This is a genomic window from Micromonospora endophytica (assembly GCF_003236305.1).
Taxonomy (GTDB): domain Bacteria; phylum Actinomycetota; class Actinomycetes; order Mycobacteriales; family Micromonosporaceae; genus Micromonospora; species Micromonospora endophytica.
The window spans coordinates 1-18,427 of the sequence record NZ_POTX01000029.1; the positions used below are offsets into that span (position 1 = coordinate 1).

General features: G+C 69.4%; 14 protein-coding genes and 1 tRNA gene. 9 read left to right on the plus strand and 6 right to left on the minus strand.

Features of this window, described 5'->3' with window-relative positions; translation table 11 throughout:
• The first annotated feature begins 61 nt into the window (after positions 1–61).
• Together C1I93_RS06840 and C1I93_RS06845 are read left to right on the plus strand one after the other, a co-directional pair.
• A tRNA-Leu gene (locus C1I93_RS06840) sits at positions 62–144 on the plus strand.
• Positions 145–228: 84 nt separating this feature from the next.
• The gene (locus C1I93_RS06845) at positions 229–768 is read left to right on the plus strand and encodes a GNAT family N-acetyltransferase (protein WP_181445046.1); all 540 of its coding nucleotides are present in this window, start codon (positions 229–231) and stop codon (positions 766–768) included.
• A gap of 27 nt (positions 769–795) precedes the next feature.
• Here the strand turns inward: C1I93_RS06845 and C1I93_RS06850 are convergent, their stop codons facing one another.
• Genes C1I93_RS06850 through C1I93_RS06860 form a run of 3 tightly spaced genes read right to left on the minus strand, consistent with a single transcriptional unit; the run spans position 796 to position 3,505 of the window.
• Positions 796–1,779 carry an expansin EXLX1 family cellulose-binding protein gene (locus C1I93_RS06850; RefSeq protein WP_223256651.1) on the minus strand — a complete coding sequence of 328 codons (984 nt, stop codon included), beginning with the start codon at positions 1,777–1,779 and terminating at the stop codon, positions 796–798.
• Between the two features lie 54 nt (positions 1,780–1,833).
• Complete coding sequence (locus C1I93_RS06855; protein ID WP_111242382.1) at positions 1,834–2,637, minus strand: MOSC domain-containing protein; 804 nt, start codon at positions 2,635–2,637, stop codon at positions 1,834–1,836.
• Between the two features lie 4 nt (positions 2,638–2,641).
• Positions 2,642–3,505, minus strand: a complete 864-nt coding sequence (locus C1I93_RS06860; protein WP_223256652.1) for an O-methyltransferase — start codon at positions 3,503–3,505, stop codon at positions 2,642–2,644.
• A gap of 74 nt (positions 3,506–3,579) precedes the next feature.
• On the opposite strand from C1I93_RS06860, the gene C1I93_RS06865 reads away from it, so the two are divergent.
• On the plus strand, positions 3,580–4,677 hold the full coding sequence (locus C1I93_RS06865) for an LCP family protein (RefSeq protein ID WP_438819578.1): 1,098 nt from the start codon (positions 3,580–3,582) through the stop codon (positions 4,675–4,677).
• A gap of 109 nt (positions 4,678–4,786) precedes the next feature.
• Positions 4,787–6,253 carry a sugar transferase gene (locus C1I93_RS06870; protein WP_223256653.1) on the plus strand — a complete coding sequence of 489 codons (1,467 nt, stop codon included), beginning with the start codon at positions 4,787–4,789 and terminating at the stop codon, positions 6,251–6,253.
• Positions 6,254–6,270: 17 nt separating this feature from the next.
• On the opposite strand, the gene C1I93_RS06875 is transcribed toward C1I93_RS06870, so the two are convergent.
• The 3 genes from C1I93_RS06875 to C1I93_RS06885 all read right to left on the minus strand — a co-directional run bounded on the left by C1I93_RS06875 (position 6,271) and on the right by C1I93_RS06885 (position 10,688).
• Positions 6,271–7,518 carry a DUF1501 domain-containing protein gene (locus tag C1I93_RS06875; RefSeq protein WP_111242383.1) on the minus strand — a complete coding sequence of 416 codons (1,248 nt, stop codon included), beginning with the start codon at positions 7,516–7,518 and terminating at the stop codon, positions 6,271–6,273.
• A complete protein-coding gene (locus C1I93_RS06880) occupies positions 7,519–8,787 on the minus strand; it encodes a DUF1800 domain-containing protein (protein ID WP_111242384.1) in 1,269 nt (422 codons plus the stop codon). It abuts the gene before it with no gap.
• Between the two features lie 119 nt (positions 8,788–8,906).
• On the minus strand, positions 8,907–10,688 hold the full coding sequence (locus C1I93_RS06885; RefSeq protein WP_181445047.1) for an arabinofuranosyltransferase: 1,782 nt from the start codon (positions 10,686–10,688) through the stop codon (positions 8,907–8,909).
• A 327-nt stretch (positions 10,689–11,015) separates the two neighbouring features.
• Between C1I93_RS06885 and C1I93_RS06890 the strand changes: the two genes are divergently transcribed.
• Genes C1I93_RS06890 through C1I93_RS06910 form a run of 5 tightly spaced genes read left to right on the plus strand, consistent with a single transcriptional unit; the run spans position 11,016 to position 18,426 of the window.
• Positions 11,016–12,191, plus strand: coding sequence for a glycosyltransferase (locus C1I93_RS06890; RefSeq protein ID WP_223256655.1), 1,176 nt, complete (start codon positions 11,016–11,018; stop codon positions 12,189–12,191).
• Positions 12,178–13,383, plus strand: a complete 1,206-nt coding sequence (locus C1I93_RS06895; protein ID WP_111242387.1) for a glycosyltransferase family 4 protein — start codon at positions 12,178–12,180, stop codon at positions 13,381–13,383. Before C1I93_RS06890 ends, C1I93_RS06895 begins: the two co-directional genes overlap by 14 nt.
• Positions 13,380–14,561, plus strand: coding sequence for a glycosyltransferase family 4 protein (locus C1I93_RS06900; protein ID WP_181445048.1), 1,182 nt, complete (start codon positions 13,380–13,382; stop codon positions 14,559–14,561). Before C1I93_RS06895 ends, C1I93_RS06900 begins: the two co-directional genes overlap by 4 nt.
• The gene (locus C1I93_RS06905) at positions 14,552–15,748 is read left to right on the plus strand and encodes a glycosyltransferase (protein ID WP_146603453.1); all 1,197 of its coding nucleotides are present in this window, start codon (positions 14,552–14,554) and stop codon (positions 15,746–15,748) included. Before C1I93_RS06900 ends, C1I93_RS06905 begins: the two co-directional genes overlap by 10 nt.
• The gene (locus tag C1I93_RS06910) at positions 15,748–18,426 is read left to right on the plus strand and encodes an O-antigen ligase family protein (protein WP_111242390.1); all 2,679 of its coding nucleotides are present in this window, start codon (positions 15,748–15,750) and stop codon (positions 18,424–18,426) included. Before C1I93_RS06905 ends, C1I93_RS06910 begins: the two co-directional genes overlap by 1 nt.
• Position 18,427 lies beyond the last annotated feature (1 nt).

Genomic DNA, 18,427 nt, shown 5'->3' on the forward strand with positions numbered 1-18,427 from the left:
GGGGTCGACAGGGGCGCGGGGCGAGGCCATAGACTCTCGGGAACCAGATCCTCTGGTGCCAGCGGGAGTGGCGTAATGGCAGCCGCGGTAGGTTTAGGTCCTATTGTCCGAAAGGACGTGGGGGTTCGAATCCCCCCTCCCGCACCTGTCCCTCTGTCTGCCTGGTCACCTGTCTGCCTGGTCACCATCGCGGGCGGTCCGACGCCCGGGTCGGTGAGGATGAGCGCCGTGAGTCTGCGCTTCGTCCTCGATCCCGAGCTGACCCCCGAGCTGCGCACGGCCATCGTCGCGCTCTGGGTCGACGTGACGAACGCCGGCGGCGCGGTCGGCTTCGTCGCACCGACCACCGCCGAGCAGGTACGCACCATCGCCGACCCGACGCTGGCCGGCATCGCGCACGGCCCGGACCGGCTGCTGCTCGGCTACGACGGGGACCGGCTGGTGGCGATGGCGATCCTCACCGACCCCCGGTTCCACCTGAAGACGCACCTGCGGGTGCTCACCCGGGTGATGGTCCACCCCGACACCCAGGGGCGCGGCGTCGGCGAGGCACTGCTGCGCCAGGCCGAGCGGGTGGCCCGCGACCTGGGGCTGGCCGCGTTGCACCTGACCGTGCGGGACGGCCTGGGGCTGGACCGGTTCTACCGCCGCCTCGGCTACCGCGAGGTGGGCCGCTGGCCTGCCGCGCTTCGGGTCGGCCCCGGCGACGACCGGGACGAGATCCTCATGTGGCTCGACCTCACCGACGACCCCGCGCACCTCAACTGACCCCGGCAGACACGGGGTAGCCGGCCGTCAGGTGTCGCAGCCCCCGGAGGACGCCGCCAGTGAATCGGTCTCCGCCAGCGCCACACCGTCCAACAGGGCGGTCGGCGAAGGCGTGGATGCTGCGGCGGTCGTGGTCGCGGCAGTGGGCGTGGGCGTGACGGTCGCGCTCGCCGTCGGCTTCGGGCTCGCGGTCGGCTTCGGGCTGGCCGAGGAGGGTCGGGACGAAGCGGCAGGTGCCGCCGTCCCGCCGTACATCCGTACGGTGCTGCGCTGGACCTGGCCCGGCGCCATCCGGATGCCGGTCGCGGTGACCCGGTGTCCGCGGGTGTCGGTGACCCGGACCTGGTACGGGCCGGGACCGGCACCCGAGTCGATCAGCCAGTAGTTGTACGACTCCCGGCTGGCCGTCCGCCACGCCCCCGAGCTGCCCTGGCGTACCTCGACCGCACTCAGCGGGTTGCCGTGGCCGGCGACCAGCACGGCGAACCAGTACTGCGACGCGCCTTCCTTGATCCGGAAGGTGAGCGGTCCGGACAGCGGCGGGTCGACCGCCAGCCGGTAGCTGACCTTGATGATGCCCTGCACCGGGTCGCCGATCCGGGCGAACGCCTCCTTGGACAGGTCGATGTGCCCGGCGGCGCACTCCGGGCACTGATCCATGATCATCACCCGGACCGAGCCTTTGGGGCCGGTCACGTCGAGATATCCGCCGCAGGCGGCACCGGCGGCGTACTCGCTCGGGCCGAGCGCCACGTAGAGCCGGTCGGCAGGCGCGGCCGGGTAGGAGCAGTTCCCGCCCTCGCCCTTCGAGTCGTAGAAGGTTGCCTTGCCCTGCTGGGTGCTGCCGGCGGCGGGCGGCGCGGCGCAGGCGGGCGCGGCACCCGTGCGGAGCACGAGGGTGAGCCCGAGAACTGTCGCCAGCGCGGCCACGGCCCCGCCGGCCAGCCAGCGGCTCCGGTGGGAACGCTGGACTGCTGTCCGCGCGGCGGGGCCGTTCGTACCGTCGGTCACGTGCTCTGATGCTGCCGGATCATGGCCATGCCAGACAAGCCAGCTAAGCGAAAGCTAAGAGAGCGCGATGGCGTCGCCGAGCCGCACCCGGCCCGACTCCAGCGGCAGGAGGTTCAGCCCAAACAGCAGCTTGCGCCCGATGTTGCGGTGCCGGGCCAGGGCGCGCAACGGCTCCCGGTCGCGTACCCCGGTCTGCTGGTCGATTGTGGTGACCAGGCAGCGGGCCGACGGACCGGCGGCGCGGAAGGCCACCCCGCCGATGCGCAACGGCCGCCCGACCCAGTCGTCCTCCGCCCAAGCGGGAGCGCCCTCGACCACCAGGTTGGGCCGGAACCGGGCCATCGGCACCGGCGACGCGCCCGCGTCGAAGATCGCGGCCAGCGACGTGGTGCTGGTCAGCAGCACCGGGTACGCGTCGGCGAAGCTGACCTGGTCGCCGGGGTCGTACTCCTTGTCCCCGCGCCGGACGTGCCGGGCCGGCTGCGCCAGCCAGACCAGCCGGACCGGTCGCTGCACCACCGCGCCGAGCCAGGCGTCGGCGCTCGGGCCGGCGGGCAGCGCGTCGACCCGCAGCGGTCGGCGGCGGAAGGTGCGCACCTGCACCGGACTGGCCTCGGCCGGCTCCGGTACCAGCAGGTCGGGCTGGCCGGCGGCGCGCAGCAGCAGGCCGCCGGTGACCGGCTGGGCGTGCACCCGGACCAGGGCGTTGGTTTCCCGCTGGGTGATGCCGACGCCGTCGGCGTCGACCACCATCCAGCGTCGGTCGGCGGCCAGGCCCCACGGCGCCACCTCGGCCGCGTCGTGGTCGAGCCCCTGACAACCCTTGATCGGGTACGTGTGGATCGCGCTCAGGTACACCCGGTTACCATGCCACGCCGATGCCGTCGCCCGGGTACCAGTGATTGGCCGGGGTCTCCCGGTAGGCGAGGAAGCGGCGGCCGGTGCCCTCGGCATGCTTGGCCAGCACGTTGGTGTGGGTGACGTTGTCGGTGAGCAGCATCGCCCCCGGGGCCAGCTTCGCCTCGACCGCCTCGAACTCGCGCCGTTCGTACTTGCCGCTGTGGTCGCTGTCGTGCAGGAACAGGTCGACCGGCCGGTCCAGCGCCTCGATCGACTCGACCGAGTCGCCGATGACCAGGTCGATCACGTCCGACCAGGGCGCGGTACGGGCCAGGTAGCCGGCCTCCGGATTGATGTCGATGGAGCTGACCCGGCCCGGGTGCCCCTCGGCGGCGTTGCGCAGCAGGGCGGCGGCAAGCACGCAGCTGCCCAGTCCCTTGTCGACGCCGGTCTCGACGATGTGCCTCGGTTTGCGGGCCCTGACGATGGCGTACCAGCCGACCCGGCGGGCGTACCGGACCTGCTTGTCGGCCAGGCCACGGCGGGCGGCGGACGCGGTGGCCGAGGTGACGTGCCGCCGCAACTCGTCGTCGGACTCGATCTCGGCCAGGTACGCCCGGACCTGGGCGACCGGCAGGTCGCAGACGACGCTGACGAACCAGCAGAGGTGACTACGGCTGAGTTTGGTCAGGTCGTACGTGTAGTTGTGATGCTCCCGCGAGCCGACCAGCCAACGAGCCGAGACGCGCAGCACCTTGGCGTCGTGTCGGGCGACCGTGGCCAGGCGTTTCGGAAAGGCGGCAACAGGGGCGAGGCGCGTACGGGCCAGCGCCCGACGCAGCTTGACGGCGTCCACGGCGAGGTTGTACCAGACCAAGGGAAACATGCGGGTAACAATGTGCCCGAACTGCCCGGTTCCGGGGACCCCGCAGCAAACGTGAACTCAGTAGCATCACCGCCATGCGCCAACAGCACGGGGACGGCGAACCCGACACCATGCTCTTCGACAAACCTCCGGCAGAGCAGGCGGGCAACGACGACCAGCAGGTGTCGGAGCGGGCCACCAGTAACCCGCCGCGTCGACGCCGGTGGAAGCGGATCGCACTGATCAGCTTCCTGGTGCTGGTGCTCCTGGGCGGTGCCGGCATGGTCGCCGGCGGCCTCTACTACCGCTCGGTCGAGTCCAGCATCGAACGCGTCGACGCCTTCGAAGGCGTCCCTGAGGAGTCCCGCCCACAGGCCGTGGCGACGGGTGCCATGAACATCATGATCCTGGGCAGTGACACCCGCGACCCGGACAGCGACTCCGGTTCCCGCACCGACACCATCATCCTGGCCCACCTGCCGAAGGACCGGTCGAGCGCCCAGCTGATCTCGATTCCCCGGGACACCTGGGTGCCCGTGCCCAAGTCGCCGGAGGGCCGGGGCGGCCGAGACGCAAAGATCAACGCCGCGTACGCGTGGGGCGGCGCGCCGCTGATGGTCCAGACGGTCGAGAAGTTCACGGGTGTCCGCATCGACCACGTGGCAATGGTGGACTTCGCCGGCTTCAAGGAGATCGTCGACGCGCTCGGCGGCGTCGAGATCACCGTCGAGGAGGGCTTCACCTCCCGACACTCGCTCAACCCGGACGGCCGGCGGGAGTTCGTCGCGGGCAAGCAGACCATGGACGGTGCCGCCGCCCTCGACTACGCCCGGGAACGGTACGCCTTTGCTGACGGCGACTTCACCCGCATCAAGCACCAGCAGCAAGTGATCAAGTCGATCCTGGACACCGCCGCCTCGGGCGGCACACTGGCCAGTCCCACCAAACTGAACTCTTTCGTCCGGGCCACCGCCGACGCCGTGGCGGTCGACAATTCGATGTCCTTGCTGGACCTCTCGATGGAGCTACGCCACCTGCGTGGCGGCAACCTGACCTTCCTCACCTGCCCCACCAAGGGCACCGGCACCATCGGCAACGAGAGTGTGGTGTTGGCCGACAAGGCCAAGGCCGACAAACTTTTCGACGCGGTCCGCCGGGATGCAGTACCGGACATCCTGAACGCCGTGAAGTAGCAACTCGAACCGGCTTGCCGACTGTGGTGGCGGGCCCCGCCCGGCCGTACTCTGCGGTCGCCCCAAGCCATCTCGCGAGGTCATGGGACTTACGGGGGGAGCGCACACCATGACGAGTCAACCGGCGGCCGGTCATGCCGGATCCCACCTCGGCGGGCTGGTGTCGCAGATGGTGCCGCAGCCGGAATCCCGAGTCACGGCCGGCACGACCGCGGTCCTGCCGTACGCGAGATCCCGGGCGTCATCCCGAACGCGCTGGGTCCGGGCCTGGATGGTCACGCTGCCCATCGACGTAGCCGCGCTGACCGCGCCGTTGCTGCTGACCCAGACGTACTGGCGCGGGATGCTGGCCTACGCCGCGTTGGCAGTGGCCGCCTTCTGGTCCGGCGGGCTCTACCGGCCGCGCCGGCACGTGAGCATTCTCGACGAGCTGCCGAGTCTCGGTGGTCGCCTGCTGACCTCTGCGGCGGTAGTCGCCATCATCGCGGCACAGCGGCACGCCTCGGTGGAGTACGTCAGCGGGTTCATGCGCGACGTCGCGCTCTCGGCGGGTCTCGTCATCACCGGGCGGACGGTCAGCCGCGCGCTCGTCGTCTTCGTGCGCAAGCACCGGTGGGTGGAACACAATGCCATCATCATCGGCAGCGGGCCGGTCGGCCTCGAACTGGCCCGGCTGCTGCGCCGCCATCCGCGCTACGGCCTCCGGTTCGTCGGTTGCGTGGACACACCGTCACGGCAGGAGACCGTGGCCCTACCGCTCAGCGGCAGCCTCGACGATCTCGAACATCTGGTGCGGCTGCTGGAGTGCGAGGTACTGATCATCGCCGATCCGGCCTGCGTCGAGTCACACCTCATGGAGGCCCTGATCCGGCCACGCAGCTCCCGCTGCGATCTCTGGGCTGTGCCCGGCCTGTGGGGCTCTCGCCCGCAGGGCGGCTACCCCGACCACATCGGGGCCATCCCGATTGTCAAGATCGGTGACTTCACCTTCGCCGGTCCGAAGTGGGCCATCAAACGGGCGTCCGACCTGGTCTTCGCCATGGTCGCGTTGGTGCTGTTGAGCCCGGTGCTGCTGCTCTGCGCCATCGCCACCTTTCTCGAAGGCGGGCAGGCCGTCTTTTTCCGTCAGGAGCGGGTCGGCCGCGACGGCAAGTCGTTCGAGGTCATCAAGTTCCGAACGATGCGTCCACTGGACGAACAGGAGTCGCAGACCCGGTGGTCCATCGCGGACGATCAGCGGGTCGGGCCGATCGGCCGGTTCATGCGCCGCACGTCGCTGGATGAGCTACCGCAGCTGTGGAACATCCTGCGCGGGGAGATGAGCGTGGTCGGCCCTCGGCCGGAACGGCCACACTTCGTCGAGAAGTTCTCGGCGGAATACCCGAACTACGCCGCTCGGCACCGGGTGCCCGTCGGGCTCACCGGGCTTGCGCAGGTGAGTGGCTTGCGGGGCGACACCCCGATCTCTGACCGGGCCCGGTTCGACAACTACTACATCGAGAACTGGTCACTCTGGCTGGACATCAAGGTCATGCTGCGCACGGTCGCGGAGGTCCTTCGGGGCGGTGGTCGCTGACGACCCGCGCAGCGCCCTCAGCCAGTGTTCACCAGCGGCAGCATGCGCGGCTGGTACCCGTCGAAGTAGCGGCTCGGATCAGCGTGCAGCACCGATCCCAGGACGCTGCCGAAAACGTCGCGGAAGTCCGCCGTGGCCTTGAGGTCGCCGTGGTCCAGGTCGGTCAGGCTGGGCTGCTCACCGTGGAAGCCACCCCGCACCTGGTGACCAAGAACCAGAACCGGACCGGCTGTACCGTGATCCGTGCCGTCCGACGCGTTTGCCCGCACCCGGCGGCCGAACTCGCTGTACACGATGACCGTGACCCGGCGACCCGCAGCGGACTGCGCCATCCGATCCGCGAATGCGGACAGCGCCGTGTCAAGCTGGCGGAGCAGCAGCTCCTGCGTGGACAACTCGTCGGCGTGGGTGTCGAAGCCGCCGAGGCTGACCGAGTAGACCCGGGTGGGCACGCCGACCTCGACGCAGTGCGCGACCAGGGCGAGTTGGGCGGAGAGGGCGCTCTCGCCACCGGTGCCGGTCGCGGGGACCGGTGGCTCCGGCACCTCTCTCGGCGACCCGGCCGACCCGGTCATGCCTCCGATGACCCGCTGCAAGGTGAGCAGGTCGGCGTAGGCCGAGGCAGCTCGCGCCTGCATGGCCGGTTCTCCCGGCTCTGCGATCCCCAATTCCGCCACCAACCCCGGGTCGACCCAGGGCGGCAGGTCCAGTCCCTGGTAGCTGACGCAGGAGCCGATGTGCCGGCGGCCCACCAGCAACGGCGGAATGACAGGCTCGAAGCTGACCGCCGTGCCTACAGGTGCCGCGGTGTCATCCAGCCAACGGCCGACCCAGCCGGTGGTCACCGGGCCGTGCGGCACCCCAGTCTGCCAGATGTCCATGGAACGGAAGTGGCTCCGGTCAGGCTGGGGGTATCCGACGCCCAGGACGATCCCCAGCCGCTTGTCGTCCCACAGCCGCCTCAACCCCGTCAGCGCCGGGTTCAGGCCGAGCGCACCGTCGAGCGGCAGCACCTTCTCCACCGGGTACGCCAGCTGGGGCCGGTTGGCGTGGTAGGCCGGGTCGGCGTACGGGATGACGGTGTTCAGCCCGTCATTGCCGCCGTAGAGGGTGACCACGACGAGCGTGTCGCCCGGTGGTTCAACGGCGCGAGCGGCGCTGCCCAACAGCCGGGAGAAGGCCAGCGCACCGCCACCGGCCGCCAACGCGGCCGCACCGGTCACCCCAGAGGCGAGCAGGAAACGACGTCGGGTGAGGGCGTCCATCTAGGTCACCGCGTATTCCGGGCTGATCAGGCTCAACGTCAGCAACATGCGGGAGTTGTGCACCTTTCGCAGCACTGCGTACGTCCGGTTGGTCCACCGGTCGACGCAGAGCATGGCCGCCACGTCCTCCGGAGTTAGGCGACCGGGTTCAAGTTGACTGGCCAGTTTGCCGGCGAGGCTGAGCTTCAGCCGTGCGGCGGCCGAGGTGAGCCAGGCAGCGCCGGCCGGCCAGCCACCGACGCTCGGCGGGGCGAAGGGCCGTTGCCCCAGCCCACCCAACCCGTCACAGAGTGGGATCAACACCTCGCGTGGAAAGTTCGCCGGCCGGACACCCAACTGGCGCATAGCCCCAACCATCCACTCGATCGGTTGTTTGACCATCGTGCCTGCGGTGGCGCGGAAGGCGTCGTCGGTGAAGAGAGCCCGCAGCATCGCCATCGGAACGGGAAACGCCGCGACCATCCGCTCCCGGGTGGCCGACGGGATCGGCTCGGTCGACGAGGCGTAGCGGAACCAGAGCCGGTCAGCGATGAAATCGGCGCAGCCGGGTTGCCGGAGCAACAGCTCGACCAGGCTCTGAGCGGTGAATGCGGCCTGCGTGCCGAGAATCGTCTTGCTGCCGGTGTCGTGCGTGCCGGGATCGAGGACCAGGCGCTCCGCCCGCCTGTCGAGCCGCCAGCCCGTCAACGCCCGACCAGCCTCCTTGACGTCGACCTCGGTGTAGCGCCCGCGGCCCAGCAGGAACAGTTCGAAAAGCTCCCGGGCGAGGTTCTCGTTGGGGGCCGTTCGGGTGTTGAGTTGCCCGTCGAGCCAGTACACGAGTGCCGGGTCGACCACCATACGGCGAGCCATGTCGGCGAAATCGGGAGCTAGGCGGAGGGTGCGGTGCTGGGCCAGCATCAGCTGTGGGCTCTTGACCTTACGGATGGAGGTAGCCCAGTGCCCGTGCCAGAAGAAGAGCTGCTTCTCCACCGCCTGGTGGTTGGCGACGGTCATCCGATCCAACCACCACCGCGTCAGCTGCTCCGTCTGCTCCTCCCGGGCCTGGTCCGCGGCAGCTCGTTGCTTGGTGCTCAGGTTCGGATTGGCCGCGTACCCATCAGGGCCGAGCTGTGGTACGGGGGCGCTCGTGGCACCGATGTCAGGCCCCGCCGGCACCATCATCGACAGGAGTGTGGCGGCATAGCCGACCTTGGTTGCCGCCGCCATCTCCGCTGCCGTCGGTCCGAAGCCGGCGCGGCGAAGCAGCAGCGCGACATCCTCGGCCATCCGACAACCATAGGCGATGTGGACGCGACGACGCGCACCGTCCGATGCGGACAACGCCATGACAACACGGTCATGGCTGGTCGACGAGCCTCGGCTAGCTGGTCCGTCGTGATGACGACTCAGGCCCCGACCGGCCGCCGTACCGCCACCAAATAGCCGTCGATCTCGGTCAACTCGAAGTGCTCTGCGGTGACCAACCGACTCGGGACCAGAATCGTCCTGGCCTTCGTACCGAACGGAAAATCGTCGTCGTAGGTGCGGTAGACCAGGTTGTCTCCATCCACCCGGAGCACGATGGCATCGATCCGGTCGTACGGGTTGTCGCCGGTCTTCGCGGCGAACTCGACAGGCGACACCGAGCCCGCCGCCTCTTCGAGCAGCCTCAGTCGATGGTGGTACTGGGCGGTCGGGTGTGAGTAGTTGGCGTTCCACTGCACGAAGCCGTAGTAGGGCTGGTAGGCGAAGAGATGGGTACGGTCCGAGAGGACCACCGGGTGACCGGTGCCCCGATAGGTGGCCTCGATCAGGGCGTCCACCCGGGTCGTCGCGGGCAGAGACGGCTGCTTGTCGGTGTCGTGGAAGGGGGGCAGGCTGCCATCCGGCAGTGTCTCGTTGTGCGCCGCGCGAACTCGCGGGTCATCAACCACCCGGTTGATGAATCCGTCACCGACCATGAGGGCGAGCAGACCTGCGCCGACGGCGACAACCGGCCACATCGCGGGCACCGAGATCCGGCCGAGGATCCATTGCACGCCCCGCACCAGCCCCAGCGCTGCCGCGCTCAGCAGCACCAACGGCACCAACGTCTTCATCCGGAACGACATCAGCGGCACGTCCAGCGCGAGAAAGACGAAGCCCAGAGCATGCCAGAGGTACAGCGCGACGAGCACGACCAGCAGTGATCGGGAAAGCGCCTCCCGGGCGGTGAGGACGAGGTGACCAAGACCGAAGAGGCAGAGCGCACCAACGACGGTGGGCTCGAGCATGGGTAGCGCCAGATCACCGGAGTTCAGTGTGATCCACCGGTTGTTCAGCGACTCAAAATGTGGTGCCGTGAGGAAATTCCAGGCCAGCGGCGCCCAGAAAATCGCCGAGCCCAAGGCGGCGATGGTGAGGACGACAATGCCTCGGCCCGCGACCCGCCGATCGAACTCACCGCGCAACCACTGCACGGCGAGGAACAGGGGGAAGACCAATATGAACAGGAAAAAATAGTAGTAGTAGACGCAGAACAGCGCCGCCCCGATCAATCCCAACACGATGGGGTGCCGACGACGCAGACCCGGCCTGGTCAACCCGTGGACGGCTTCCAGCCACCAGGGGATCATGGCCAACTGCACCAACCAGCCGTAGCTCTCGTACAGGTCCGGCACGATCAGCGGTACAGCCGAGATGAGCGCGGCGTGCCGGGGCGCCACAAGGCGCCGCCAGAACAGATAGGACACCAGCGGTACGGCGAAGGCGACGGCGATCCCGCCGAACTTGAGTATGTGCCAAGGAGCCACGCCGGTCAGGGCTGCGGCCCTGCCCAACAGCCAGAAGTACCCCGGGGCGTAGTAGCCCGGAAGGTCGCGGTAGGTGTAGTCGACGATCTGCCAGGTGTCTGCGAAACGCGTGACCATCGCCGTACGGAAGGACTGGTCACCCTGCACGCCGTACACGTCGAACGGAGTGCCGTGCAGCGCGGTGAGCATGGTCAACCCAGCGAGTCCCGCGAACAGGGCGGGCAGCAGGTCGCTGTCCCACGTCCGACCGGTCCGCCGAGCCCACCACACCGCACCTACGGCCAACGCAGCGACGACCATGGCGGCGGTGTGCAGCCCGTACTCCGTCCGCCCAGACCTCGGATGCGCGCCGGCTCTGAGCGCGAGGAGGTGAATCCCCAGCACGACGAGACCCACCAGGACAGCGAAGAAGATCGGGCGGGCCGACCCGCACCATCGCCGGAGCCCGGACCTCTCATGTGGTGTCTCATCCTCGGTCCGTCGCGGCCGCAGTGCGGCCTCCGCTTGGCGCGCACGCGTCAGCACGGCATCCGACCCCTCGGCAGAGTCCTGCATGTAGATCCCTCGCCCCCGTCGCTCGGGCAGCAGCGTAGCGGATCTGCCGAGCGCCAGCGGTCCTGCGCAAGGTGCCAGCGTGAGCAGTCGCGGACCCCGGTGCGGCCAGGATTCCGGTAGCATCACCGGCCGTCGGAATGCCGGTCACGCGGGGATGGGTGGATCGTCATGTCGGAGCGATCTCGCCCGATGTCCGGTGCTGCGGCACCGATCCACCGACAGGCTGCTCCCGGAGCGCAGCCGCCAGCCGCGACGCCTGCGGTGCTGGTCGGTCGCTCGGTAGCGCTCGTACACGAATGGTTCGGCGCCACTGGCGGATCGGAGCAGGTCTTCCGGCAGATTGCGGACCTGGTCCCGCATGGGGAGCGTTTCGTGCTCTGGCAGGACCGGGACGCCACCGAGCCCGGGCTCCGAGAGTCCTGGCTGGCCCGCACCCCGTTGCGGCGCAGCAAGGCGGCCGCCCTGCCACTGATGCCGCTGGTCTGGCGGACTCTCAGCCGAGAACGTTTCGACGTGGTGATCTCCTCGAGTCACGCCTTCGCGCACACCGTCAAGCTCGGCTCACCCGAAACGACCACCCATCTCAGCTACGTGCACGCGCCGGCCCGGTACGTCTGGAGCCCGGCCTTCGACGGTCGCGGATCGAACCCGCTGCTGCGGGTGCCTCGGCGGCTGCTCCAGAGCATCGACACTCGCCTCAGCGCACATGTGCACGGATACGCGGCCAACTCGCGGGAGGTACAGGCTCGGATTCGCCAGTACTGGCAGCGTGACGCGGTCGTCATCAACCCCCCGGTGGACGTCGACTGGTTCGCCGCCGCGCCAGCCAGCGACCGAGCACAGGCTCGTGAATATCTGCTCGGCGTGGGGCGCTGGATCCCGTACAAGAATTTCGACCTCATCGTGGCGATCGCGGAGGAGGCTCGCCTGCCTCTCGTGCTCGCGGGCTCCGGCCCTCAGGAGCCACAACTACGTCGACTCGCCGAGCGGGCGGCCGTGCCGATCACCTTCGAGGTCCGGCCCGACCGCAAGCGACTGCGGCAGCTCTACTGGGGTGCACGGGTGCTGCTCTTCCCCGTTCACGAGGACTTCGGCATCATCCCGGTCGAGGCCCAAGCGTGCGGCACGCCGGTGATCGGGCTGAGCCGCGGCGGCCTTCTGGAAACGGTGGTCGACGGCGAGACCGGATTCCTGGTGGGCTCCACGGAGCCCGCAGACCACGCGTCCGTCGTGCCGCGGCTCGGCGAGTTGTCGACAGAGCGGATCACCGCGCACGCCACCGCCTTCTCCCCGACTCGCTTCGCGGCGGAGATGACAGCGTGGATCGACAATGAGTGCCGCTGACCGCCCCGACGGTCAGGAACCGTCGATGCGGGTGCTGCACGTCAGTCACACCGGGCACCGGGGTGGTGCCGAACTGGCGCTGGCCCGGCTCCTCGCCGCCGGCCCAGCCTGGACGGCCGCGCTCTGCTGTCCCTCCAGCGGCGATGCTTTCGACGGGTTGACCGGTTGCGGGATCACAGTCGAGCAGCGACTGCCTCGGCTGCCGGTCGGTGGCACCCGCAGCCGCGGCCCGATGCTCGCGGCGCGGTACCTGGCGTCGCTGGGTACCGCCGCTCGCGCTCTTCGACGCAGCCCGCTGTTCGGCGAGGCTGATCTGATTCACGCCAACACCGCCGCCGCCGCGATCATCTGCGCTCTTGCCAACCGAGGTCGACAAGTACCTCTCGTGGTTCACCTCCGAGACCTGGTCACTCCCGAGAGCATGGGCCGATTCGGGTACCTGGCCTTCACCCGGCTGGCACTCCCGCACGCCGACGGAGTGATCGCCAATTCACGGACCACTCTTGCCTCGGCCGCCGAGCGGCTCCCAGCCCGGGTACGCCGGGTGGTGTTGCAGAGCCCGAGCGGTCTGCGCCACCGCGTGACCGAGCCGCGCGTGCAGGCCCAGGTCCGGGCGATCGGCATGGTCGGTCGCCTGCAACGGTGGAAGGGTCAGCATGTCTTCCTGCGTGCCTTCGCCGATGCCTTTCGGGGCACCGACGTCCAGGCACACCTGGCCGGTGCACCGTTGTTCGAAGAGGCGGCGTACGAGCGGGAGCTGCGGTTGCTCGCCGTCGAGTTGGGCATCGCGGACCAGGTCACCTTCCGGGGGCACGTGGACGATGTGCCCGCTTTCGTCGACTCGATGGATGTGCTGGTACACGCGTCCGTCCGACCAGAGCCACTCGGCCAGACCGTGCTCCAGGCCATGGCTCGCGCCAAGCCTCTCGTCGCGACCGAGGGCGGCGGACCGAGCGAGTGGATCCGCAGTGGGCACAACGGACTGCTGGTACGGCCCGACCGGTCGGAAGACCTCTCCGCCGCGTTGCGCCGGCTCGTCAGCTCGTATGAGATGCGTCTGAGACTCGCCGCCGGCGCGGCTGGGACGCCAGGCATCCTCTCCGACGCCGAATGCACGGCCGCCCATGCCGCCTTCTTCCAGGAATTCGCACCGGCAGCCAGCACGCCGCCGCAGCGAAGGCGGTCGGGATGAGCGCTGCCGACCGCCCACTACGCGTGGCGTACCTCCTACTCCGCGAACCGAGCTACAGCGAAACCTTCATCACCTCCGAGATCGACGCCGTCCGGGCCGCCGGTGCCGACGTCGAGGTCTTCGTGGCCCGCGACAATCGCGGGCCGCGTGAGCTTCGGCAGGTTGTCGACACCACGCTGCGGCATCCGATGCGCACCCTGCGGCAGGTGCACACGCTGGGGATGTCATACCTGCCGCGGGCAGCCCTCGCGGCCGCCCACGCGGCTCGGCTGACCGGGCTGATCGGGACCTTCGGGCCGGATGTGGTGCACACGCACTTCGTCAATCTGCCGACCGCCATCGCCGCGCTGGTCGGCCAGCGTACCGGGGTACCGGTGACAGCGACGGCACATGCCGCGGACTTCCTGCTGGATCCCGACGGGTACGCGCTGGATCGCCGACTGCGGCTGCTGAGTCACCTCTTCGTCATCTCGGAAGCCGCGGCCGGGCAGTTGACCGAGCGGGGCGTGTCACTATCGGCGATTCCACACAGCGTGGTCCGGGCCGCGTTCGACGGCGCGATCTCGTCACCGCCGCTGCGACCGGCCGGCGGAGTCACCCGTCTGGTCACGGTGGCGCGCCTGGTCGAGAAGAAGGGTGTGGACTCGGCGCTCGACATGGTCGCCCAACTCGTCCGGGCCGGCGTTCCGGTTCGCTACGAGGTGTACGGCGACGGGCCGCTGCGGACGAGGCTGGAAGAGCGGGCCAGGACGTCGGGCCTTACCGATGTGGTCACCTTCCACGGCGCGGTCAGCCACCGGGTCGCCACGGCAGCACTGGTCGGCGCGGACGTCGCGGTGTTGCCCTGCCGCCGCGCCGCCGACGGCGACCTGGACGGCATTCCCGTCTTCCTGATGGAGGCAGCCAGCAGAGGTGTGCCAGTCGTGACCACCGCGATGTCGGGCATCCCCGAGTTGGTCGGCTCGTCCGGCGGCTGGCAGGTGCCGCCGGACGATCCGGACGCGCTGGCCGACGCGGTACGGCAGGTGATCCACAGCCCTGAGGAGGCACAGCGGCGAGCCAGGGTGCTGGCCGACCGGTTGCGCGACGAGTTCTCTCCTGCGTTGCAGGCCCGGCGGCTGCTCGCCGAGTGGGGCCGGCTCGCTACGGCCAGAAAGGCGCGCACGAGGTGGACCTGACAGCCGTCGTCACGTTCTTCCCCCTTCCGCAGGATCGCGGTGACCCGGTCCGGGTGCTGATGATGTTGCGCGCCCTGGCTCGGGTACGACCGTTCACGTTGTTCGTGGTCCGACGCCCGGAGACCACCACCGCCCAGGTGGCGGAACTGCGCGCGCTTCTTCCCGGTGTCACCGTGCACGACTTCGTGGCCACGCCGTACCGGCTCAACGGGTGGGGGCCACTCGGCCGATACCAGGAGTCCCTGCTCGACGGCATGCCGCCGTGGGTGCGGACCCGGTACAGCAGGGAACTGCACGACGCGCTGCGCGCCCGGACGGGCGGGGGGCTGGCCATCGGCGAGGCGGCCGGTGCGTACGTCCGGGATGTGCCGCTGCGATGGCACTGGGACAAGGCGAACGTCCTCGTCGCCAGCAGCCGCCAGGACATCGATGAGGCAGACGGTCTGGCGCACCATCTCCGGGCGCAGTACCTCGCCCGGGTCTCCGCGAGGTTCGAGGCGCAGGCACTGCTCAACTGCGCCACTGTCTCGGTGACCAGTGACGAGGAAGCGACCCGCCTGGTGGAGGCGTACGGCCGCACTGCCGATTTCACCCTGCCCAGCTGCGTCCCGCTGCCCGAGGGGCACATACCCTGCCCAATCGACCGTCGGTTGGTCTGGCTCGGTAGCTTCTCCTACCGCTCCAACCTGCTCGGGCTGCACCGGTTTCTCGCGGAGGGCTGGCCGACTCTGCACCGGGCCGGATACGTCCTCGAACTCGTCGGATCAGGTCTCACGGCTTCGATCCGCGCTGGGCTGGCCGGCCACGACGGCCTGACGGTGACCGGCTGGGCACCGGATCTGCGTCCCGTGCTCGCCCGGGCCCGGGCCGCGGTGGTGCCTCTGTGGAGCGGCGCCGGGGTCAAGTTGAAGACCATGACGCTGCTCGCGCACTCGGTTCCGGTATTCGGTACGCCGATCGGCCTCGAAGGTGTCCCGCCGACGGAGGCGACCCGCTCGGCCGACACCGCGGCGGGGCTCGCCGACGCGATCCTGGCCGCCACCTCCGATCAGCTCGATCGGATGGCCGGGGCGGCGTTGCGGGTGAGCCGAGAGAGCTTCTCCGAGGCGCATTTCGCCGATCGGTTGGTCAGTTCACTCGGCCGCCACGGGTTGCTGAGCGAGGCCGCATCACACGAGGAACTCTGATGTCGGCACACAAGCTGATGTCGGCCTCCTTCGCGAACCTCCTGATCCCGGTCAGTGGCCTGCTCGTCAGTCCGTTTCTCTCCCGCGAACTGGGCCCCGAAGGACGCGGGGTGTACGCGGCGCTGACCCTGCCCATCGTGGTGTGGGGCTGGATCGGCACGTACGGTTTGCAGGACGCGTTGAGCTACCACGTCCGGCAGGGGCGGCTGTCGAGCAGGGCTGCGGCACGCTTCAGTCTGCTGGCCATGCTGCCGCTCAGCGTGCTCACGGTTGGCGCGTTGGCGACGCTCGGCTTCTTTCTGTTCTCAGACACCGCCCAGTACCGCCAGTTCCTGGTCCTGGTGGTCTTCGCGCCCTTGCACGTCCTGGCCAACCTGCTCATCGGTGCCCTGACCGGCAACGCGGACATCCGCGGGTTGAACCTGGTCAAGGTCGTGCCGGCGCTGGTCCGCACCGGCGTGGTGATCTTCGCGTGCCTGGCCTTCGATCTCGACGCGTACCAGGCCGGCCTGATATTCGCGGCCTCTGTCCTGGCGGGGTTGGCCTTCGGACTGGTCCGGCTCTGGACCGCCGCCGACCCGCCGACAGGGCAGGCGGCGGCGTCCGATCGGGGTACGACGCCGGTACCGACCGGCTCGCTGCTCCGATACTCCCTGGCGTGTCTTCCTGGCGTGCTGGCTGCCGTCTCCAGCGCCCGCCTGGCTCAGGTCATCGGTCTGCCACTGATCGGTCCCCGGGAACTCGGCTACTACGCGGTGGCCGTGAGCGTCGCGGAGATTCCCATGGTGATCGCCACTGCCGCGAGATCGGTGTTGATGGGACGCCAAGGCAGCGCTGCTCCTCGGGCAGTCACCCAGGTCGCCCGGCTGGCGGTGCTGGCAACGGTGATCGCGTGCGCGGTGCTGGCGCTCTCGGCGGGGTACGCGGTGCCATTGGTCTTCGGTGCCGACTTCGCCGCGGCCGTCGTACCCACGATCATTCTCTGCACTGCCACAGTTCTTTACGCTTGCATGATCATCTTCACCGCGGCGTTACTCGCACACGATCGTCCGATCTGGTCTTCGGGCGCGCTGGTGGCCGGTTCCGTCGTCGGCGTTCTGGCGCTGCTGGTACTGTCGCCGCTCGGCGCCGTCGGTGCCGCCATCGCAAGCCTCGCCGGCTACGCCGCCACCACGACCATGGCTGCCGTGGGCGTCAGGCGAGTGCCCGCACTGCGGTCGGTGCGGATGCTGACGGTGCCGTACGCCGACGACATTCGTCTCATTCGCGAGAGGACAGCTCGGATCGCGGCTGTGCTCCGGCGTCCGGGCGTCCCGACCGCTGGCCAGCGCGAGAAGCCCGAGACGACGGGGACGAAGGAGAATGCTCCGATGCCGGCTTCGATGACGGCCCGGGTCGTGGCCGCCGGTCGCCGACTGGGCCCCGGCACCGTCGGCGTGGGCGCGCTGTTCGTCCTGGCGTGGCTTCGAGTCGTGCCGCCCCAGGTGGTGCAGTTCCTCACCGGCGGACGGCCGGCATTCAACTCCCGCGAGGTCACCGGTTCCCCCGTCAGCGACCTGATCGGGGACGGGCTCACCCTGCTTTTCCTGCTGCTGGCTGCCGGGCTCACCGGGCACGGGCTCTGGCGACGAGGGGTCACCGGGCGCCGGTGGATTGCCGTCGCCCTCGCCGCGCTGCTGGCCATCGAAGTCGCCGGGCTGCTGCGCGGGCAGCCGCCCGGCGCGGTCGCGGCAGCCCTCCCCTTGGCGGCGCTCGCGATATGGGCGCAACGCCCTCCGGTGGAGGTGTTGGGTGTCATCGGAGCCCTGGGGGCGCTGACCGCATTCGGCTCGATGGTCTTCGCCGCGATACGTCCCGACTTGGCGTTGCTCTCCGGAACGGCCGCAGGCGAGAAACAGGTCCTGCTCGGCGGCCTGCTCGCCGGGCCCTATCTGCACTCGAACGTGCTCGGCCTGGCACTGGCCCTCAGCCTCCCGTTCGCCTGCTACCTCCGTCGCCCGGCAGCCCGCTGGGCCTGCCTCGCGCTGATCCTCGGCGCGTTGGTCTGGACCGGCTCGCGTACCAGCCAACTCGCCGCCGGGGTCGTCCTGCTGGCGTACCTCCTGATGCGGCTCTTGCGGGGTCGGAGCTGGCCGGCCTCCGCACTCGTCGCAGCCGGCGGGCTGCTGGTGATCGCCGTGCCGTTGATCACGACTGATCCGGACAGTTTCAGCAAGCGCGGCCAGATCTGGAGCGCGTTGCTCGACCGGTGGTCCGATAGCCCGCTGTTCGGTTGGGGCCCGAAGATCTTCCAGAACTCAACGCTCGCCGCCGAGCTCGGCGGCCAGTTCAACCACGGGCACAACATCATGGTGCACCTGCTCGTCGTCGGTGGTCTGACGGCCGTCGTACCGTTCGCGCTGCTGTGCTTCGTGGCCTGGCGGCGGGCGGTGTCGCTCGCGACCGACGGTGAGCAGGTGGCGCTGCTCTTCCTCGTCGCACTCGTGCATGTGTCGTGGCTCGAAGCGTCCCACCTGTCGACGACCCTGACCGGCTATCTGGCCTGGTTGCCGTTGGTGACCATCGCCCTGGCACGACCGGCGTCGTCATCCGCGCGCTCGGCGTGCCCGCCCGCCGCAGCGACCGCACCGGCTCAGTCGATGGACCCGGTGTCCGAGCCAGCATCGAACGGGAGTTGAC